A 20,543-nucleotide genomic window follows, 5' to 3' on the forward strand; every position below is an offset into this window, starting at 1 on the left:
ATGGTCCGAACCCTTTTTTGGATCTGGTATGCCATCGGTGCGCTGCTCTTAATCGTGTTCGGAATTCCGGATAGTCTGAAGTTCTCTAACGGATTATTTCTCGTATTCTACGGTGCCTACGGGTTGGACTTAGTAATCAAGGGGCAATTCAAACCCTTCATGTCTGACTGGTCAGTCAATTCTTCAGGAGGCCGGATGACCAAGCGGTTCTGGTATGCGGCGGCTCTTATCTGGTTAGGCGGAATGGCGGTTGAATGGGTAGGCGTGCATTCCGGCCGGTTGTTTGGGGATTATAATTATTCTACTATTCTCGGGCCTTTATTATTTGGTGTGCCGGTTACCCTGGGCTTCGCCTGGATTGCTGTTGTCTGCAATGCCGTGCTGATCAGCCATAATTTCGGACAGCGGGGCCTCCGGCTCCTGCTGCTGCGGGCCGTGCAGGTGGGCTTCTGGACGGTCCTGATGGATATGGTGCTTGACCCTGTTGCCCATGCCAGGAACTTCTGGCACTGGGAGGGCGGCGGGGGCTTTTATCAGGTGCCCTGGAGCAATTTCGGCGGGTGGCTGATTGCAGGTGCTGCCTTGTCTATGCTGCTCCCGGCCGTGCCGTTCACCCGCCTGGCTGCCCGCCGGGGCACCCGCCTGTATCAGGCGATCCTGATCCTGTTCGGCCTGATCAGCCTGACAGAGGGGCTGCCTGCCTGCGCGATGATCGCTGTGGCAGGCGCTTTCTTAGCCGAAGGGAGTCTGCGCTATGCTGGAAGCCGTTCCATCGGGAAGATTTGACTGGTTATTCTACCGCTATAATTCCATGTATCTGCTCCGCAGACATTTCCACTTCATCGGAATCAGCGGAGAGCTTCAGCCCGCTGCGGCTGCGGGGCGGGGGATTCTCTACCTCATGAATCACAGCTCGTGGTGGGACGGGCTGCTGGCCTATCATGCCGTGGGCAAGCTGCCGGGGAAGCGTCATTATTTTATGATGGAAGAGGAGCAGCTGCGTAAGTATGCCTTCTTCAGAAAGCTTGGCGCGTATTCGATTGACCCCGGAAGTCCAGGAGATGCGCGGGCTTCCCTGCGCTATACAGCCGGGCTGCTGGAGGCGGGGGAGAGTGTCTGGATGTATCCTGAAGGGGAAATCCGGCCGCTGGAGCAACGGCCGCTGAGTCTGAAGGAAGGGGCTTCCTTGGCGCTGCGGCTCAGTCCGAGGGCGGCGGTAGTCCCAGTGACGCTATACCACGGCCTGTTCCGGCATACCAAGCCGGAAGCTACGCTGCTGGCCGGTGCGCCGCTGCTGCTCCCTTGGGCGGAGATGGACCGCTCGGCGATAGCCCGGCTGCTGGAGACTGTTCTTGGCGGACAACTGGAGTCCCACCGCTGCAAAGTGCTTAACCATCAAGGCTATATGCCGGATGAATTCCGGCCGCTCCTCCGCCGGGGGAGATCAACCAATGAATGGCTTGATCTGCTGCGGCCGGGCGGAGGGAGAGGATGAATGTGTTCTTTCAGGCTGTAACTGGTATGCTGCTGCTCCAGCTTTTGTTCGCAAGGTGGAATGCAGCGCAGCTCCCTAAGCTGGGGGCAGCGCCAGGAGCTAGAGCGGCACAGGTGCTGTCAGCACCGGCTTCCTCCCGGTCCTTGCGCTTGTCGGTGCTGATCCCCGCCCGGAATGAAGCGGATAATATTGGGGATTGTCTCACCTCCGTAATGGCCTCTTGCACCGGTAGTATCGGGGCAGAGATTATTGTGCTGGATGATTCATCGGCTGACGGAACGGGGGCTATTGCCGAAGAGACGGGCGGCGGCAGGGTACGCGTTCTGAAGGGAAGGCCGTTGCCAGAGGGCTGGCTGGGCAAGTCCCATGCCTGTGCGCAGCTTGCAGAAGCGGCAAGCGGGGACTGGCTGCTGTTCCTGGATGCAGATGTCCGTCTTCAGCAGGGGGCGCTTCAGGCGGCGCTCTCTGCTGCTGAAGCAGCGGGCGGCGGCATGATTACCGGCTTCCCCCGGCAGATGACCGGAACCTGGCTGGAGCGGCTGGTGGTTCCCCTGATGGTCTTCACCATCATCTGCCACCTGCCCATTCCGCTGGTCCGCGGCTCCAGAGATTCGCGATTTGTTGCGGCGCATGGAGGCTTCATCCTGATTCACCGGGACAGTTATGACAGCTGCGGCGGGCATGAGGCCATCCGCAGTGAGCTGGTGGATGACATGGCGCTGGCCAGAGCTGTGAAACGTTCAGGGGGGACAGTGACGCTCATGGATGTTACAGAGCAGGTGTTCATGCGGATGTACCACAACGCCCGGCAAGTATGGAACGGCTACCGGAAGAATATCTATGCCGGTATCGGCCGCAACCCGTTGCTGCTGCTGGGTGTGCTTATTGTATATTTGTCGCTGTATGTGGTGCCAGCCGCCGCAGTTCTATACTATGGCTTAAGCGGAGAGCCAGGCGCGGCGCTGTGGCCTGCTGCTGCGCTGCTTGCCGGTCTGGCCGTGAAACGGACCAGTGATGCTGCCGGACGGCAGCCGTTCTGGTTCTGTCTCTTACTGCCGGCGAGTATACTCTGCCTGTCGCTGATTGCTGTGGCATCCTGGCGCGGAAGCCGCACGCGCGCAGGCTATGAATGGAAAGGAAGGCGTTATGGATGAAACCGAAGGCAGTCATCATAGGCGCCGGATTCGGGGGGCTGTCCTGTGCGGTCACCCTTGCCGCGCAGGGCTGGGAAGTCACTGTGCTGGAACGCCAGCAGCAGCCCGGCGGCAAGCTGCAGCGTGTGCAGGCAGGGGGTTATACCTTCGACCGCGGCCCAAGTACGATTACGATGCCCCATGTCTTCCGCTCGCTCTATGAGCTTGCGGGAGCCCGCATGGAGGATTATGTCCAGCTCTATGAGCTGGAGCCGCGCACCCGCAATGTTTTCGCAGACGGCAGGGTGGTTGATTTCTCACGGGATACCGGGCGAATGCTGGAGCAGATGGCCTCTTATAGCCCGGCAGATGCTGCGAAGTTCCCGGAGTTTCTGGAGGAAGCCTCGCGGCTGTATCAGCTTAGCGAGAAGCAGTTCCTGAACAGGCTGCTGCTATCCTGGAGGGATAAGCTTTCCCCTTCACTTGTAAGGGATCTGGTGCGGGTCCGGCCTTTTCTCAGCCTGCATGACCTGCTGCTCCGCTACTTCAGCCATCCGAATACGCTGGCTATGCTAGGCCGCTATGCCACTTATGTCGGATCATCGCCGTATCGTTCCCCCTCCATCTTCGCCATGCTGGGTCATCTGGAGATTCAGGAAGGCGTATACGGGGTGAAGGGCGGCACCTATGAATTAATCAGCGGCCTCTCTTCACTCGCCCGGAATCTGGGCGTGCAGGTGATTACAGGCATAGAGGTAACAGGGATTTCCGTAGTCTCCGGTGCGGTAGAAGGTGTGGACACGGCGCAGGGCTTCTACCCGGCCAAGACTGTGATTGCCGGTGGCGATGTCCTGAGCATCAACCGGATGCTGTTGCCTGAAGCGGTTCGTCCGGGAATGACGGACCGAAGGATTGAAGCGTACGAGCCCTCTCTGTCCGGGCTGGTAACGCTGGCGGGCGTGCCGCGTACATATGATGCGCTGCTGCATCATACGGTGTTTTTCCCGGAGAACTATGAGCAGGAATTCAAGGACATCTTCGAGCATAAGCGCCCGCCGCAGCAGCCGACAGTGTATGTATGCCACTCCGGTTATTCCGAGCCTGAGATGGCGCCTGCGGGCGGCAGTAACCTGTTCATTCTGGCTAATGCGCCTTATCTGAGCCCGGCGTGCGATTGGAGTGAGGAGCGGGATGCGTACGGGGAGCGGGTATTGTCTGTGCTGGAGAGCCACGGTGTGAGCGGTCTGTCGTCCGCAGATGTGCTGGAGCGGTATACCCCGCAGGATATCGCCCGCGATACGCTGGCGCATCAGGGAGCCATTTACGGGATATCCTCCAATACGGTGAAGCAGACCTTTTCCCGTCCAGGCAACCGTTCCAGCGATGTTAAGGGACTGTGGTATGTGGGCGGAACCACGCATCCAGGCGGGGGAACCCCTGTGGTGTCCTTGTCCGGCAGGCTGGTGGGCGAATACATTGCAAGCCATATATGAAAAGTGAGCACCCCGCCAGCGTTCAACGGCCGAGCGGGGTTGAGCTATAGTTGTGCTATAATGGAAGGTAATTGTGGAGCGGGATATATAGCAAGTGGAGACGGTTTCGCCGCCTTCTAGGGGCATCGGTCTTTGAGTAACTCGTAGTGTGACTTTGTTGCTATTTGTTGCTAAATGTATGCTAAAAACCGAATACAATCGGCTGGTATAACGGCGTATGGCCGAATGTGTGTGGAAAACAGCATACATTGTGCTCGGAGGCAGGCACAAGGTCTGAATGTATGTGGAAAACAGCATACATTGTACTCGCACGCAGGCGTATGGCCGAATGTATGTGGAAAACAGCATACATAGTGCTTGCAGGCAGGCACAAGGTCTGAATGTGTGTGGAAAACAGCATACATTGTACTCGCACGCAGGCGTATGGCCGAATGTATGTGGAAAACAGCATACATGGTGCTTGCAGGCAGGCGTATGGCCGAATGTATGTGGAAAACAGCATACATTGTGCTCGGAGGCAGGCACAAGGTCTGAATGTATGTGGAAAACAGCATACATTGTACTCGCACGCAGGCGTATGGCCGAATGTATGTGGAAAACAGCATACATTGTGCTCGGAGGCAGGCACAAGGTCTGAATGTATGTGGAAAACAGCATACATAGTGCTCGGAGGCAGGCACAAGGTCTGAATGTATGTGGAAAACAGCATACATTGTACTCGCACGCAGGCGTATGGCCGAATGTATGTGGAAAACAGCATACATGGTGCTCGGAGGCAGTCACAAGGTCTGAATGTGTGTGGAAAATAGCATACATGGTGCTTGCAGGCAGGCGTATGGCCGAATGTATGTGGAAAACAGCATACATTGTGCTCGGAGGCAGGCACAAGGTCTGAATGTGTGTGGAAAACAGCATACATTGTGCTCGGAGGCAGGCACAAGGTCTGAATGTATGTGGAAAACAGCATACATTCTCCGCACGGTGATGTTGGTTTGAAAATAGTGCAGCAGAAACGGAGGAAGACAGCATGAATGATATGCCGCGAAACGGTGTGCCGCAGAGCGCTGTGGAGCCGTCAGGCACAGGGCCTCAGCCAGGGCAGGAGGCAGCAGGCTTAGGTCTTGCCGGACATAAATCTCTGCTGCCCGACTCCAGAACCGGAGAACGGAAGATTGAGCATGTACGGCTCTGCCTGAATGAAGATGTGGCCGGCAGCGGAATTACGACCGGGTTCGAGCAGTACCGGTTCCGCCATAACGCGCTGCCGGAGCTGGATTATGATACTATCTCACTGGATACTGAATTCTTAGGCCGTGCGCTGCGTACCCCGCTGTTGATCAGCTCTATGACCGGGGGAAGCGCGGCTACAGGGAAGATCAATGAGCGGCTGGCCGAAGCGGCGGAGCGCCGGGGCTGGGCGCTGGGAGTCGGCTCGGTGCGCGCGGCTGTAGAACGCGCTGAGCTGGCGGCTACCTTCCATGTGCGGGCCAATGCCCCCACGATTCCGGTTATTGCAAATGTTGGAGCTGTGCAGCTCGCGTACGGCTTCGGGGTAGAAGAATGCCGCCGGGCGGTTGAGATTGCCGGAGCGGACTGGCTGGTTCTCCATTTGAACGGGCTGCAGGAGGTATTCCAGCCCGAGGGTGACACCGGCTTCGGTTCCCTGCTGAAGCGGATAGAGGCATTATGCCGGAGCCTTGAGATTCCAGTGGGGATCAAGGAGGTCGGCTGGGGGATTGACGGCGATACCGCCGCCCGGCTATATCAGGCTGGCGCTGCCTTCATTGATGTCGCCGGAGCAGGCGGCACTTCCTGGAGCCAGGTAGAGAAGTTCCGCAGCATCGATCCGGTGCGGCGTGCGGCAGCGGAGGCCTTCGCCGACTGGGGCATTCCCACGGCGGAGTGCATTGCCGAGGTTCGCGCGGTCTCTCCGCACGGGGCATTGATCGGCAGCGGCGGGTTGAAGAACGGCGTTGATGCCGCCAAGGCGCTGGCTCTTGGCGCGGATCTGGCGGGCTTCGGACGGGGACTGCTGGGTCCGGCCGTCAGCTCCGAGGAGGCGCTGGATCAGGCGCTGGCCCAGGTAGAGCTGGAGCTGCGGACAGTGATGTTCGGCATCGGCGCGCCGGATCTTGCCGCATTGCGCGGAACGCCGCGTCTGGTCCGGCGCTGATGCCAGGCTTGCTTTTATAATCAGAACCGAAGGAAGGTATGTATCCAAATGACGATTACACTAATCCCGATGGACGAAACTGCGTTTCAGTCGTTCTTGAAGCAATCTACCCGCGACTACGCAGAAGAGAAAGTACAAGCCGGTGCCTGGGATGCAGATACAGCGTTAGCGCAGGCCCGGGAATCGATGAATCGCTACCTGCCGCAAGGCCTCAATACGGCGGGAGCTTATTTCTATTCGGTAGTAGAGGAGACTTCGGGGACTGAGGCCGGTTATCTCTGGTTCAACGTGACCGAGAACCGCGGGGTGCGGGAGGCGTTCATTTATGACATTTATATCTTCGAGCCGTTCCAGGGCCGGGGCTATGGCAAGCGGACACTGCTCCTGTTGGATGAAGAAGCCCGGAAGCTGAAGGCGGCCAAGATCGGCCTGCATGTCTTCGGTCACAACGAACGCGCCTTCGGGCTATATATGAAAATGGGCTTCCAGGTTACAGACATCACGATGTCCAAGACGTTGTAGGCTGCAGGCGGAAAGTAGCACAAGGCAGGCATAAGGTTCTGCATAGCACCAGCCAAAGTAACTGGACTCCTCAAGGAGTCTTTTTGCTTAAAGGGGCAGTGTTCGGGAGTAAGTGCGGCGGTGTGTGAGCCAAGGATTCACGGAAAAACGGATAAAATGGGACTGGTGCAGCGTGTAGTCGAAATGTAATCGAAAAACCGACCACAATTGAAGCGGGCATGCCAAGTAGGCTGGATGTAATCGAAAAACCGATTGCAATTGGAGCGGACGCGCCGTGTAGGCTGGATGTAGTCGAAAAACCGACCACAATGGGCTAGGGTGAGGCGTGTGGGCCAAATGTACGCAATAACCCGAACATAATGGACAGCGCCAAGTAAATATTTTTTACCCGGTAAGATGAGTTTGTTCGCTTGCCCTTGACATCCGCTGTTGCTGGAGAATTTGTTCTAATATATAATGGTTTGAGATCAGTTCGGGATTTCATGCGGTGATCAAACCAACCGAAAATAGGAGTTGTCATATAAATGGCTTTGAAAGCAGGTATCGTTGGACTTCCCAACGTAGGCAAATCGACATTATTCAATGCAATTACACAAGCGGGCGCAGAATCCGCCAACTATCCGTTCTGCACCATCGACCCGAACGTCGGGGTTGTAGAAGTACCGGACGAACGTCTGGATAAGCTGGTAGAGCTGGTACAGCCGAACAAGACGGTTCCGACCGCTTTTGAATTCGTCGATATTGCAGGACTGGTGCGCGGCGCGAGCAAGGGCGAAGGCCTGGGCAACAAGTTCCTGGCCCATATCCGCGAGGTGGATGCCATTGTTCATGTGGTGCGCTGCTTCGTTGATGAGAACGTGACCCATGTAGACGGCAAGGTGAATCCGATCAGCGACATCCAGACGATTAACCTGGAGCTGATTCTGGCTGACCTGGAGAGCGTGGAGAAACGGATTGAGCGTTCCCGCAAAAACATCAAGGGCGGCGACAAGAAATACGCCCAGGAAGTAGAAGTACTCGAGCGCGTGAAGGAAGCCCTGTATCAGGACCAGCCTGCACGCAGTCTGGAGTTGTCTGACGATGAGCGTCTGATCGTGCGTGATCTTCACCTGCTCACCCTGAAGCCGGTGCTGTATGCGGCGAATGTGGGCGAGGATGAAGTGGCGACTGCCGAGGAGAATCCTTATGTGCAGCAGGTCCGTGAATTCGCAGCAGCCGAGAATGCTGAAGTCGTGCCGATCAGTGCGAAGGTGGAAGCGGAGATTGCAGAGCTGGAAGGCGAAGACAAGGCGATGTTCCTTGAGGAGCTGGGGCTGCAGGAATCCGGGCTTAACCGTCTGATCAAAGCGGCTTACAAGCTGCTGGGCCTGTACACTTATTTCACTGCGGGCGTTCAAGAGGTTCGTGCCTGGACCATCCGCAAGGGCACCAAGGCCCCTGGAGCAGCGGGCGTGATTCATACGGATTTCGAGCGCGGGTTTATCCGGGCGGAGGTTGTAGCCTACACCGATCTGGTGGCGGCAGGTTCAATGAACGGTGCCAAGGAACGCGGGCAGCTGCGTCTGGAAGGTAAGGAATATTTGGTGCAGGACGGCGACGTTATGCATTTCCGGTTCAACGTATAGATACTTTTCGCTTATTATAGAGAGGCCATTCAGGGGTAGAGGTTTGCTTGCTGGATGGTTTCTTTGCGTCATCTGAATCATTTTCAAAAAGATTTCCCCATCCCCGCCGCCGGCAGTGTAGCCAATTGAAGCTTGTGGTGGTATAATATAAAGTCGTATATCTACTTCAGTTGTAGCAACAATTTAAAGTAATATTGAACGAAGAATTTGAATCAGGAGAGGTGAATTCCCTTGTTGGACCGATTGCAATCCCTGGCGGACCGCTATGAGAAACTCAGTGAACTGCTATGTGACCCGGATGTTGCAAGCGACAGTAAGAAACTGAGGGACTATTCCAAAGAACAATCCGACTTGCAGCCCGCCTTCGAGGCGTATAGCGAATATAAGAACGTAATGGAAGAGCTTGAAGCTGCGAAGATGATGCAGGCCGAGAAGCTTGATGATGAAATGAAAGAAATGGTCAAGATGGAAATCGAGGAGCTGTCGGAGCGTCAGGCTGTTCTTGAGGAGAAGATTCGTCTGCTCCTGCTGCCTAAGGACCCTAACGATGACAAGAACGTAATCGTGGAAATCCGCGGCGCAGCCGGCGGTGACGAAGCGGCCTTGTTCGCCTCTGACCTCTACCGGATGTATACCCGTTATGCCGATACCCAGGGCTGGCGCGTGGAGCTGATGGATGTGAACACAAATGATCTCGGCGGCTTCAAGGAAGTGATCTTCCAAATTACCGGACGCGGCGCGTACAGCAAAATGAAATTCGAAAGCGGCGCACACCGTGTGCAGCGCATCCCTACTACAGAATCCGGCGGACGTATCCATACGTCTACCTCTACGGTTGCTGTAATGCCGGAAGCGGAAGACTTCGAAATCGAGATTCATGACAAGGATATCCGTGTCGATACCTTCTGTTCGAGCGGTGCGGGCGGACAGTCCGTTAATACGACCAAATCGGCAGTGCGTGTAACCCATGTACCTACGGGGATCGTGGCTACCTGCCAGGACGGCAAGTCCCAGAACTCTAACAAAGATAAAGCGCTGAAGGTGCTGCGTACCCGGATCTCAGATCTGAAGCGTCAGGAAGAGGAAGCGAAGTATTCCGGAGAACGCAAAAGCAAGGTGGGAACCGGTGACCGCAGTGAGCGTATCCGTACTTACAACTTCCCGCAGAGCCGTGTGACGGATCACCGGATCGGCTTGACCCTCCACCGTCTGGACCAGGTGATGAACGGGGATATTACCGAGATTATCTCGGCGCTGTCGATTGCGGAACAAGCAGAATTGATGGAAAAAGGAGAATAATGCTTTGAAACACGACTCTTACGTCATGTCGGAATTGCAAAGCATCCGGGAAGCCTTTGCGGAGGCTTCTTCTTTTTTGGCCGGGCACGGCCTTATGGAGCCGCAGCGCAGCAGCCAGCTCCTGCTGGAGCATGTGCTGGGCTTGTCCGGGGCGGCTTATTACATGGCGCTGGCTGATCCGTTCCCGCTGGCGCGCAAGGCCGAATGGGAAGCGCTGGTGACCCGCCGGGCGGCGGGAGAACCGGTGCAATACATCACCCGCGAGCAGGAGTTCTACGGCCGGACCTTCGAGGTCACGCCCGATGTGCTGATCCCCCGCCCGGAGACAGAGCTGCTCGTGGAGGCGATTCTGAAGTACGGCGCGGAGCTGTGGCCGGACGGGCTGGCGGGGGTGCGGGGCGAAGCCGCACGTGAAGCTGAAGGAGACGAGCGGCGGACAGCTGCGGGCGGTGAGGCTGGGGCGGTGCGGGGCGAAGCGGGACCGCGAAATGAGGCGGCTGCGGATGAAGCAGCCGCCCACTACGGGGCGGGCCGCACCGCCGCCCGCCGGGAGAGCGGCGCGGGCTTCGCCTGCGCCGCGCGGCCGCTGACCGCCGTCGATATCGGCGCCGGCAGCGGAGCGATCTCCGTCACGCTGGCGGCGGAAGCGCCGGCGTGGCGGGTCTGCGCCGGCGATATCTCGCCCGGCGCGCTGGCCGTGGCCCGGCGCAATGCGCAGCGGCACGGCACGGCCGTTGACCTGCGGCTCGGCGATCTGCTCGAGCCGTTTGCGGGGCTGGAGACGGATATCCTCGTCTCCAACCCGCCGTACATCCCCGGCGGCGACATCGCCGGGCTGCAGCGCGAGGTGCGCGATCATGAGCCGCGTACGGCACTGGACGGCGGCGGGGACGGGCTGGACCCGTACCGCCGCATGATGGAGCAGCTGCCGCTGCTCCCGGCTCCGCCGCGCCTGGTCGGCTTTGAGCTCGGCCAGGGGCAGGCCGAGCAGGTAGCCGGACTGCTGCGGGCAGCCGGATATTGGGACGAGATCATCACCATCGATGATCTCGCCGGGATTCCCCGGCATGTGCTCGGGATAGCCCGGTGAGGACGGGGAACGGACTGAGTGGAGCTTATTACCTGTAAACAGGCCTGTTTGAGGAACCAACTGAACGAATAGCGTCCTTTCTGTCCGCATAACTCCCGGGAAGGTGCTTTTGCAGCGAATAAGGTCCGCTTAGTCCGCTGCAGGGAAGGCGGTCCGGCTGTTCACCTGACAGAGCCCCCCCAAACGATGGAAATTGTATTTAGGCGCTCCCATCCTTTACAATAGACAGGACGGAACTTCTGCCTGGGCTGCTGCCGGGAGACAAGAACGGGAAGAACCAGTACTGAGTAAGGAGACAGAATATGCTTCAGAAGATTAAGAAGATTGACGGCGTCATCGTGGTGATTCTTATGCTGCTGATGGTGGTCAGCATTTTCTCCATATACAGTGTGACCCACGGGCGCGATAGGCTGGACGGGTCGCATATCAAGATGATCAAGTTCTATATCATAGGCTTCGTTGCCTTTTTCGGACTGACGTTCGTGGACTATCGGTTACTTGTAAAATATGCGTTATATGTGTACATCACGGGGATTGGCATTCTGATCCTGGTCAGCTTTGTCGGCACAGAGCAGAACGGTGCGCAAGGCTGGATCAAGTTCGGCAACAGCTTCAGTCTTCAGCCGGCTGAGCTGTTCAAGCTGATTCTAATTCTGTTCCTGGCGGCTGTACTGGTCCGCAAAAAAAAGAATAAGCTGCTGTTCTGGCGCGATGTGGTTCCGCTGGCATTGTTCAGTCTCCTGCCGTTTGTGATCGTAATCAGCCAGAATGACCTGGGAAATGCGCTCTCGTACATCGTTATTCTGATCGGCCTACTGTGGATCGGTAATATTAAATTCACCCATGCGCTGATCGGACTGCTGGTTATAGGCGGCTCTGCGGCTGCCGGAATTATGAGCTATATTCATTATCACGATGAAATTAAGGATTTCCTGGTAGATATCAAACGCTCGCACTGGATCGAGCGCTTCGACCCTTGGTTGGTGCCGGATAAGGCGACGGCCAAAGCGATCTATCATACAAAGAACGCCAAAATAGCGATCGCCTCCGGCGGGATGAGCGGTGAAGGCTACATGACGGGCAGCTCAGTGCAGACCGACCGTGTGCCATACACCTATTCGGACTCCATTTTTGTCCAGATCGCGGAGGAATACGGCTTTGTCGGATCGGCGCTGGTGCTGCTGCTGTACTTTATCCTGATTCACCGGATGATACTAATTGCACTGGAGTGCAAGGACAGGGGCGGTCCATTCCTGATCGTCGGGGTGGTGGCGATGCTGCTGTACCAGATTTTTGAGAATATCGGGGCCTTCCTGGGCCTGATGCCGCTGACGGGGATTACGCTGCCGTTCATCAGCTTCGGGGGAACCTCACTGCTGATCAACATGGCGAGCATAGGGCTTGTCATGAGCGTGCGTCTGCACGGGCAAGAGGTGGAGGAGGATTTGCCGAGTCCTGCGCTGTATTCTTCCCCGGCTCCCGCCAAAAGAAGTTAACTCATTAAGAATAGTAAAGCCCGCGCATATGGGGAAGCTGGATGCTTCATCTATACCGGAATTCTTCGTATACGAAGGGTTCCGGTATTTTTTTGCTCCCAATTGAATTACAATGGAGATTAGTGGGTTGAAGCCTGGGCTGGGTGCAGCGGGCGGATTCCTAATCCGGAGAGGTTGAGGGGTATATCCTTATGTTGCAGAGAATCAAAAGAATAGACGGCAGCATTGTGCTTATTTTGATTATGCTGATGGGGATCTGTATCTTCTCCATTTACAGTGTGACTCACGGAAGAGACGACCTGGATGGTATGCATATCACCATGCTTAAATATTATGCGCTGGGTTTTATCGCTTTTATCCTGATTACCCTGTTCGATTACCGCCTGCTGGTGCGTTACGGACTCTATATATACATCGCCGGGATCGGGATTCTGCTGTCGGTCAGCTTTTTCGGCAAGGTCAAGAATGGTGCCCAGGGCTGGATCGGTATTGGAGACTTAAGCATTCAGCCGGCGGAGCTGTTCAAGCTGATTCTGATTATTTGTCTGACCACAGTGCTTGTCCGCAAAAATAAAGCCCGGCTCCAGTTCTGGCGCGATGTCGTGCCGCTGGGTCTGATTGCACTGATGCCATGCGCACTGGTCATCATCCAGAATGATCTGGGCAATGCGCTCAGCTATATCGTAATCCTGCTTGGCCTGCTATGGATCGGGCATATCAAATTCTCCCATGCGCTGATCGGGCTGATTATCGCGGGCGGAGCAATTCTGGGCTTCATCCTGTGCTATATCAACTATCACGAACAGACGGTTAATTTCATTGAAAAAACGCTGGGCCGGGACCATTTCGTCAGCCGGTTTGACCCTTGGCTGGTGCCTGAGCTGGCGAGCAGTACTGCGAGCTATCAGACGAAAAATGCCCAGACAGCGATCGGCTCCGGGGGCCTGAAGGGAGAAGGCTATTTGCAGGGCAGCTCCGTACAGAGCAACCGCGTGCCTTATCTGTATTCGGAGTCGATTTTTGTGCAGATCGGGGAAGAATTCGGGTTCCTGGGCGCTGCGGCGCTGCTGCTGCTCTTTTTCATCCTGATCCACCGATTAATTCTGATTGCCCTGGAATGCAGGGACCGCGGCGGGCCGCTCCTGATCGTCGGGATCGTAGCGATGCTGCTGTATCAGATTCTGGAGAATATCGGTGCAATGACCGGACTGATGCCGCTTACCGGCATTACTCTCCCGTTCATCAGCTACGGCGGGACCTCGCTGCTGATTAATATGGCCTGTATGGGGATAGCGATGAGCGTAAGGCTCTACGGGCAGGATGTGGAGGATGATCTTCCGCTGCCGCAGCCGGACACGAAGGGCAAATCCCTCTTGTCCAAAATCTAGCCGCTAGATTTCCTGCTTCATAAATAATAGATTACTAGGTTTGCAGTCTCTCATTCCTGGACATACTGGGAGCATAAGAGGTTCAGAGGGAGAGGGGCTGCGGAAGATGGAGGATGTTAAGCTGGAGCGCGGGGATTCCCTGCGGATTACCTTTAAGTATACTGCCATTTTAATTTGTTTTTTTATGATTCTGATGATGGCCTGGGAAGGGCAAAAAAGTGATGCTGCCGTAGCAGAGGTATCCATCCCGCAGGAGTCCATCCGCTTGCGTATTCTGGCGAATTCGGACGGCACCGGGGATCAGCTGGTGAAGCGCCAGATTCGTGACCGGATCGTGGAGCAGATTAATCAGTGGGTGGCGGGGCTTGAAGATCCGCAGAGTCTGGAGCAGGCCCGTGCCCTGATCCGTAATCATCTGCCGGAGCTGAATGAGCTGGTGGGCAGAGAGCTGGCGCAGCGCGGGATTGAGTACGGCTATCAGGTGGAGCTGGGCACGGTTCCTTTTCCGACCAAAATGTATGGCGGCCGGGTCTACCCTGCCGGAGAATATGAGGCTGTCCGGGTCACGCTTGGCGCAGGCAAAGGGCAGAACTGGTGGTGTGTGCTGTTTCCGCCGCTCTGCTTCATCGATGCGGGAACCGGGGATGCTGCGGCTGCGGAACCGGCTGCTGCGAAGGCAGGGGCGAAGGATGTTACTAAGGTCTCAGCCAAGGCTTCGGAAGACGGCGCGAAGGTGAAGGCTGCGGATGGAACAGCGAAAGGGGCAGTATCCAGTCTATCTGATTCATCTAACAAGGAAGAAAGCGCGGGGGATGCTGCTGAGGCACCGAAGGTAAAGTTCTTCGTGTGGGAGCTGCTGAAGAATATCTGGAGCTGGATCTGCGGGCTGTTCTCCTGAATGTCCTGAAAAGCATGGCATAAACGTACATTGGATTCTACAGTTTTTGCGCCGGATATGGTACGATGATTGCAGCACTTGAGCAGAAGCGGCTCCGCCTGAGGGGGCCGTTTTGGTCGTATAGTAAACTATTTTTTCTTCCTGTTGTGGACAAGGTGCTTGAAACCAAATGCAATCAACTGGTACGGGTCTTATGAACCGAATGTATGTGAAAAACAGCATACATTGTGCTGGCACGGTAGGCGCATGCTCTAATGTATGTGAAAAACAGTATATATTGTGCTGGCACGGGAGGCGCATGCTCTAATGTATGTGAAAAACAGTATATATTGTGCTGGCACGGGAGGCGCATGCTCTAATGTATGTGAAAAACAGTATATATTGTGCTGGCACGGGAGGCGCATGCCCAAATGTATGCCAAAAACAGCATACAATGGCTGCCACGCAGGTGCATGGCCCAAATGTATGCCAAAAACAGCATACAATGGCTGCCACGCAGGTGCATGGCCCAAATGTATGCCAAAAACAGCATACAATGGCTGCCACGCAGGCGCATGGCCCAAATGTATGCCAAAAACAGCATACAATGGCTGCCACGCAGGCGCATGGCCCAAATGTATGTGAAAAACAGCATACATTGTTTTGGCGTGAAGGTAATCCTGTCCATCCGTCAAGGTGACTTTGTTCGAAATATAAGAATTCAATAAGAAAGCTAGTGATGATAGATGACTGAAGATCAATATTCACCGTTTGCGGCCCAGCGCCGCAGCGGTCATATAGAGTCCACTCTGTACTGGAGCCTTGCTTCCGGTGAGGCGGGAACGGACGGCGAATTGGGGAGTTCTGCCGGCTGGCAGCCGGGCGGGTGTGACCACGGCATGATCTCGGAAGCGGCAGCGCTGCTGCGGAGCGGGGAGACGGTGGCCTTTCCGACGGAGACGGTGTACGGACTGGGCGCAGACGCGAGGAATACCGCAGCGGTTGAAGCGGTATTCGCAGCCAAAGGCCGTCCCTCCGATAACCCGCTGATCGTACATATTGCCCGGCGGGAGGATCTCGAACGTCTGGTGACGGAGGTGCATCCGGTGGCCTCGGCACTGATCGATGCCTTCTGGCCCGGCCCGCTGACGCTGGTGCTGCCGGTCCGTCCCGGCGTTCTCTCGCCGCTGGTAACGGCGGGCCTGGATACGGTTGGCGTGCGTATGCCGGATCATCCGGTGGCGCTTGCGCTGCTGCGCGCGGCGGATTGCCCGGTTGCAGCGCCCAGCGCCAACCGCTCCGGGCGGCCGAGTCCGACGCTGGCCGCCCATGTGCTGGAAGACCTCGCCGGATATATCGGCGGGGTTCTGGACGGCGGCGCGGCCGGGGTCGGCCTGGAGTCGACCGTGGTGCAGGTGCAGCCGGACGGGACGGTAGCCGTGCTCCGTCCCGGAGGCATCACCGCCGAGCAGCTCGCGGCGGTGACCGGCACTGAAGCGGCCGCCGCGGCGCCGGCCGCCGGCAGCAGCCCGGCGCCGCGCGCGCCGGGCATGAAGTACACGCACTATGCCCCGCGCGGCGCGCTTGGCATCGTACGCGGCTCCTCCGCGCAGCGCGTGGCGGAGACCGCCGCCGGGCTGCTGCAGGCGGCGCAGCGGGCGGGCGAGATCACGGGCCTGCTCCTCTTCGAGGATCACAGGGCCCTGTATCCCGCCGACCCGGCCGCCTGCACGGTGTCTCTCGGCTCGCTGTCCTCGCCGGAGGAGGCCGCCCGCTTCCTGTATGCCGCCTTGCGGCGCTTCGATGAAGCGGGGGCCACGTACATTCTGGCCGAGGCCTGCCCGGTCACGGGCCTCGGCGCAGCCATCATGAACCGGCTGATGAAAGCTGCCGGTGATACGGTGATCGACGCCGGTTAGCAAGCTGCTGTTAGCATGGCATGGACCATATCCTACTGCTAAGAGACTGGAACTCATAAGATTAACGTGGAGGTGTTTCTATGAGTGGAAAGGATCAGGAAGCCGATCTGGACAAACTCAGAGAGCTTGAACGCCAACTGAAGGAACGCGGTCAGCAGTTGGCGGAGATGGAGGGGCAGTTGGCTGAGATGGAGGAAGAGCTGGCCATCCTCAAAAAAGCAAAGGAATATTTCGATAAACCCGAAAAATGAATTTTCAGTTAAGCTGATACACCTGATTTCACGCAGGCCCTGGTCCCTCCGGCCCACCCTGCCATCCACCTCACAGTCATGAATACCATCTTGTCCGCATATCGTTGTTGTACAAGAACTTACGGACTCAGGGTGGAGGGTTATTCATGGGCTGGGACGGAATATATGGGGGTTGGGGCGGGATACATGGCGGCTGGGGCCAGTTAGTAACAATAGCTATTATGGCAATTGCGCTGGGAATGGATGCGTTCTCGCTGGGCGTGGGCATCGGGATGAGGGGTATCCGGCTGCTGCATGTGCTGCAGCTTAGCCTGCTGATTGCTTTTTTTCATGTGCTGATGCCGCTGCTGGGCTTGTTCACGGGCAGCTATGTCGGCCATTTGCTGGGACAGGTTACCACCTATGCAGCCGGAGGTCTGCTTGTACTGCTGGGCGGACATATGGTGTTCAATTCCTTCCGCCAGGACGACGGCGGCAGCAGCCGGCAGATGGATCACCGGACGATCTGGGGGATGCTGCTGATCTCACTCAGTGTAAGCGTGGATTCTTTCTCGGTCGGGGTTTCACTCGGGATGTTTGTGAATAGTATTATACTAACCGTGCTGGCCTTCGGTGCCTGCGGCGGTGTTATGTCCATTACTGGGCTGCTGCTGGGCAGGCGGGTGAGCCGCGGCCTCGGAGAGTACGGGGAAGCGCTGGGCGGAGCCATTCTCCTTGCGTTTGGCTTGATGTTCATCTTTTGATACAATAACGGCAATACCCATAATTTTTAGGCTGTACCAATCGAAATTATAATGTTTACCGGAGGTGGAAAGGTTGCTGCATATTTTATTTGTCTGCACAGGTAATACCTGCCGTAGTCCCATGGCCGAAGGGCTTCTGCGGAAGCTTGCGAAGGAGCGGGGCATTCAGGTGGAGGTGCGGTCTGCCGGCGTTTCTGCTGTCCCGGGTACTTCCATATCCAGACATGCTGCGGGCATTCTGCAGGATGAAGGGATTCAGGACCGCATCGTATCCTCACAGCTGGACGGGGAGGCGGTAGCCTGGGCCGATCTGATTCTTACCCTGACAGGAGCGCATAAGCGGCACTTGCTGCAGTATTTTCCTGACGCCGTTACCAAGACCCATACTCTTAAGGAGTATGTCCAGACGCAGGAATCCGTGAATGCCGATATCCGGGAGCTGGACAGCTTGTATGCAGAGGCGGAGCTGAACCTGGCCCTGGGCACCGAACCGGATGCAGCGGCTATGCAGCGGATGATTGAGATCCGCCAGCGTATCCCCAGCTTCGATATCAGTGATCCGTTCGGCGGCTCGCGGGAAGATTACGAGCTGGCGGCATCCGAGATCCGCACGGCGCTGTACGGTCTGCTCGATAAGCTTGAATCGCTAAGACGGCTTTGAAGTGGTTGATTTTTTGTGGACTATCCCTTAAGATGTAATAAATATGATCCGGTTCCGGTGTAACTGGCGACAAGTGTGGATGAAACCACGATGGAGCACCTGGAATAAACGGCCGGTCGCCTGGGCAAAAGAGCACATCCGCAGTTCAACCTGCGGACTGCTCTTTTTTGTTTAAAAGTTGCATCTCCATGGAAATCAGAAACGGTTGAAGGGGGCGGTAAGATGGAGGAAATCCTGAAGCAGAAGTCAGGAGATGAGCGCTTATCCGGTATGGCGGCTGCAGAGCAGCAGCTAACGGACAGCGGGGAGCTTTCGCTCTCCGCGGCCACTGCTGCGGTAACGCGTGAACTTGCAGTAGCGGGAAAGCTCGGTCCGGGAAAAATCCTGGCCGTAGGAGCCAGCACGAGTGAAGTGGCGGGGAAGCGGATTGGGACAGGCGGTGCGCTGGAGGTTGCGCGGCAGCTGCTGGAGGGGATTACGCAGATTGCGGATGAATTTGGTTTTCACCCGGTCTATCAGTGCTGCGAGCATTTGAACCGTTCGCTGGTGATGGAACGTGCCCTGCTGGAAGCCCTTGGCCTTAGAGAGGTGTCGGCTGTACCCATTCCGGGAGCTGGGGGCTCCATGGCTGCTGCGGCCTACCAGTCCATGACAGATCCGGTGCTGGCAGAGACCATTGAAGCTCATGCCGGTATAGATATCGGGGAGACCCTGATCGGCATGCATCTGCGCAGGATAGCTGTACCTTACCGGCCTAGCCTGCGGTATATCGGGGCTGCCCGGGTCAATGCCGCATGGAGCAGACCGCCGCTGATCGGCGGGGAACGGGCTGTGTACCGCACGCCTGAGACTAGCGGTTCCGCGAATTGTGACTGAAGTGATGGGCTTTATTTAACGGTTTCGTCTTAACACCACATAAATCAGAGTTATAGGGAGGAAATTAGAAACATGGAACAATTGCGTAAAAGTGACCCGGCAGTACTGGAAGCGATGGGCCTCGAACTGAGCCGCCAGCGTGCGAACATTGAACTTATTGCCTCAGAGAATATTGTAAGTGAAGCCGTCATGGAAGCTATGGGCTCCGTGCTTACCAATAAATACGCCGAAGGTTATCCCGGCAAGCGTTACTACGGCGGCTGTGAAGATGTGGACATCGTAGAGAACCTGGCCCGCGACCGTGCCAAGGAGCTGTTCGGTGCCGAGCATGCCAACGTGCAGCCGCATTCCGGCGCACAGGCCAATATGGCTGTATACCTGGCTGCGCTCAAGCCCGGCGATACCGTTCTCGGTATGAACCTGGCACATGGCGGCCATTTGACCCACGGCAGCCCGGTGAATGCTTCCGGCATTCTGTATAACTTCGTGGCTTATGGCGTACAGGAGGATTCCTTCCTGATCGATTATGATGAAGTGCGCAAAGCCGCCTTCAAGCACCGTCCCAAAATGATCGTTGCCGGTGCGAGCGCATATCCGCGTACCATTGATTTTGCCGCACTCGGTTCGATTGCGAATGATGTAGGCGCCCTGTTCATGGTCGATATGGCCCATATTGCCGGTCTGGTGGCTGCCGGTCTTCACCCGAGCCCGGTTCCTCATGCCCACTTCGTTACTACAACTACGCACAAAACCCTGCGCGGTCCGCGCGGCGGGATGATTCTATGCAGACAGCCATGGGCTGCCGCTATTGATAAAGCAGTCTTCCCTGGTTCTCAGGGCGGACCTCTGATGCATGTGATTGCGTCCAAGGCCGTATCGTTCGGTGAAGCGCTGCAGCCATCATTCAAAACTTACGCCGAGAACGTAGTTAAGAATGCCAAGGTGCTGGCCGAGACTCTGGTCGGCGAAGGCGTTAATATTGTATCCGGCGGAACCGATAACCATCTGATTCTGCTCGATACCCGTAACCTGAACATTACCGGTAAGGACGCCGAGAAGGTGCTGGATTCCATCGGAATTACTGTCAACAAGAACGCGATTCCGTTTGACCCGACCAGCCCGTTCGTCACCAGCGGCATCCGCATCGGCACCCCGGCTGTTACATCGCGCGGAATGGATGAGCAGGCTATGGTTACGATCGGCCGGATTATTGCCAGTGTCCTGAAGAATCCGCAGGATGAAGCTAACTTGAGTAAGGCGGCCCGCGAGGTTGCTAAGCTGACTGAACAATATCCGATCTACCCTGGATTGCAGTATTAATCTGAGCCCCTCTAACACTGCCTTTGCGTATCCGGTTTCTGCCGGATGTACGCAAGGGCTTTTTTGCTGCTACATAATGTTCACAAATAGCTGCTGAGAAAACGCTTGAATTATACTGAAAGTTGCATGAAAGTTCATGAAATTTTCAATAAAAGTGGTGAAAGAAGTGTGAATAGTATTAA

18 protein-coding genes and 1 riboswitch are annotated in these 20,543 nt (G+C 56.5%); all 18 genes read left to right on the top strand.

What is annotated here, in order from left to right:
• Entirely contained in the window at window positions 1-786 is a 786-nt protein-coding gene (locus tag MKX63_RS06870) for a carotenoid biosynthesis protein (protein WP_341016117.1), read from the top strand.
• Window positions 755-1,495 carry a lysophospholipid acyltransferase family protein gene (locus MKX63_RS06875; protein WP_341016119.1) on the top strand — a complete coding sequence of 247 codons (741 nt, stop codon included), beginning with the start codon at window positions 755-757 and terminating at the stop codon, window positions 1,493-1,495. The genes MKX63_RS06870 and MKX63_RS06875 overlap by 32 nt, the downstream gene beginning before the upstream one ends.
• Window positions 1,492-2,649 carry a glycosyltransferase gene (locus MKX63_RS06880; RefSeq protein WP_341016120.1) on the top strand — a complete coding sequence of 386 codons (1,158 nt, stop codon included), beginning with the start codon at window positions 1,492-1,494 and terminating at the stop codon, window positions 2,647-2,649. Before MKX63_RS06875 ends, MKX63_RS06880 begins: the two co-directional genes overlap by 4 nt.
• Complete coding sequence (locus tag MKX63_RS06885) at window positions 2,646-4,121, top strand: phytoene desaturase family protein (protein WP_341016121.1); 1,476 nt, start codon at window positions 2,646-2,648, stop codon at window positions 4,119-4,121. The genes MKX63_RS06880 and MKX63_RS06885 overlap by 4 nt, the downstream gene beginning before the upstream one ends.
• 1,027 nt (window positions 4,122-5,148) lie before the next feature.
• On the top strand, window positions 5,149-6,294 hold the full coding sequence (gene fni / locus MKX63_RS06890; RefSeq protein ID WP_341016122.1) for a type 2 isopentenyl-diphosphate Delta-isomerase: 1,146 nt from the start codon (window positions 5,149-5,151) through the stop codon (window positions 6,292-6,294).
• Between the two features lie 48 nt (window positions 6,295-6,342).
• Entirely contained in the window at window positions 6,343-6,816 is a 474-nt protein-coding gene (locus MKX63_RS06895; RefSeq protein ID WP_341016123.1) for a GNAT family N-acetyltransferase, read from the top strand.
• A 524-nt stretch (window positions 6,817-7,340) separates the two neighbouring features.
• Complete coding sequence (gene ychF, locus MKX63_RS06900; RefSeq protein WP_341016125.1) at window positions 7,341-8,441, top strand: redox-regulated ATPase YchF; 1,101 nt, start codon at window positions 7,341-7,343, stop codon at window positions 8,439-8,441.
• Between the two features lie 231 nt (window positions 8,442-8,672).
• Complete coding sequence (gene prfA / locus MKX63_RS06905; RefSeq protein ID WP_341016126.1) at window positions 8,673-9,740, top strand: peptide chain release factor 1; 1,068 nt, start codon at window positions 8,673-8,675, stop codon at window positions 9,738-9,740.
• A 25-nt stretch (window positions 9,741-9,765) separates the two neighbouring features.
• The gene (locus MKX63_RS06910) at window positions 9,766-10,830 is read left to right on the top strand and encodes a N5-glutamine methyltransferase family protein (protein WP_341016128.1); all 1,065 of its coding nucleotides are present in this window, start codon (window positions 9,766-9,768) and stop codon (window positions 10,828-10,830) included.
• Window positions 10,831-11,132: 302 nt separating this feature from the next.
• Window positions 11,133-12,326: an FtsW/RodA/SpoVE family cell cycle protein gene (locus MKX63_RS06915; protein ID WP_341016130.1), complete on the top strand. Its 1,194-nt coding sequence runs from the start codon at window positions 11,133-11,135 to the stop codon at window positions 12,324-12,326.
• Window positions 12,327-12,517: 191 nt separating this feature from the next.
• Window positions 12,518-13,714, top strand: a complete 1,197-nt coding sequence (locus tag MKX63_RS06920) for an FtsW/RodA/SpoVE family cell cycle protein (protein ID WP_341016132.1) — start codon at window positions 12,518-12,520, stop codon at window positions 13,712-13,714.
• Between the two features lie 106 nt (window positions 13,715-13,820).
• Window positions 13,821-14,612, top strand: coding sequence for a stage II sporulation protein R (gene spoIIR, locus MKX63_RS06925; protein WP_341016133.1), 792 nt, complete (start codon window positions 13,821-13,823; stop codon window positions 14,610-14,612).
• A 725-nt stretch (window positions 14,613-15,337) separates the two neighbouring features.
• Window positions 15,338-16,510: an L-threonylcarbamoyladenylate synthase gene (locus MKX63_RS06930; protein WP_341016134.1), complete on the top strand. Its 1,173-nt coding sequence runs from the start codon at window positions 15,338-15,340 to the stop codon at window positions 16,508-16,510.
• Window positions 16,511-16,590: 80 nt separating this feature from the next.
• On the top strand, window positions 16,591-16,761 hold the full coding sequence (locus MKX63_RS06935) for a hypothetical protein (RefSeq protein WP_341016136.1): 171 nt from the start codon (window positions 16,591-16,593) through the stop codon (window positions 16,759-16,761).
• 146 nt (window positions 16,762-16,907) lie between these two features.
• Window positions 16,908-17,504 (top strand): manganese efflux pump MntP, encoded by a 597-nt coding sequence (locus MKX63_RS06940; RefSeq protein ID WP_341016138.1) that lies wholly within the window; start codon window positions 16,908-16,910, stop codon window positions 17,502-17,504.
• A gap of 73 nt (window positions 17,505-17,577) precedes the next feature.
• Window positions 17,578-18,165, top strand: coding sequence for a low molecular weight protein arginine phosphatase (locus MKX63_RS06945; RefSeq protein ID WP_341016139.1), 588 nt, complete (start codon window positions 17,578-17,580; stop codon window positions 18,163-18,165).
• A gap of 49 nt (window positions 18,166-18,214) precedes the next feature.
• A riboswitch (ZMP/ZTP riboswitch) is annotated at window positions 18,215-18,298 on the top strand.
• Between the two features lie 137 nt (window positions 18,299-18,435).
• Window positions 18,436-19,041, top strand: a complete 606-nt coding sequence (locus MKX63_RS06950; protein WP_341018549.1) for a TIGR01440 family protein — start codon at window positions 18,436-18,438, stop codon at window positions 19,039-19,041.
• 72 nt (window positions 19,042-19,113) lie between these two features.
• On the top strand, window positions 19,114-20,361 hold the full coding sequence (gene glyA, locus MKX63_RS06955; RefSeq protein WP_341016141.1) for a serine hydroxymethyltransferase: 1,248 nt from the start codon (window positions 19,114-19,116) through the stop codon (window positions 20,359-20,361).
• Window positions 20,362-20,543 lie beyond the last annotated feature (182 nt).

Origin of the sequence: Paenibacillus sp. FSL R7-0179, assembly GCF_038002265.1 — a bacterium.
Taxonomy (GTDB): domain Bacteria; phylum Bacillota; class Bacilli; order Paenibacillales; family Paenibacillaceae; genus Paenibacillus_AQ.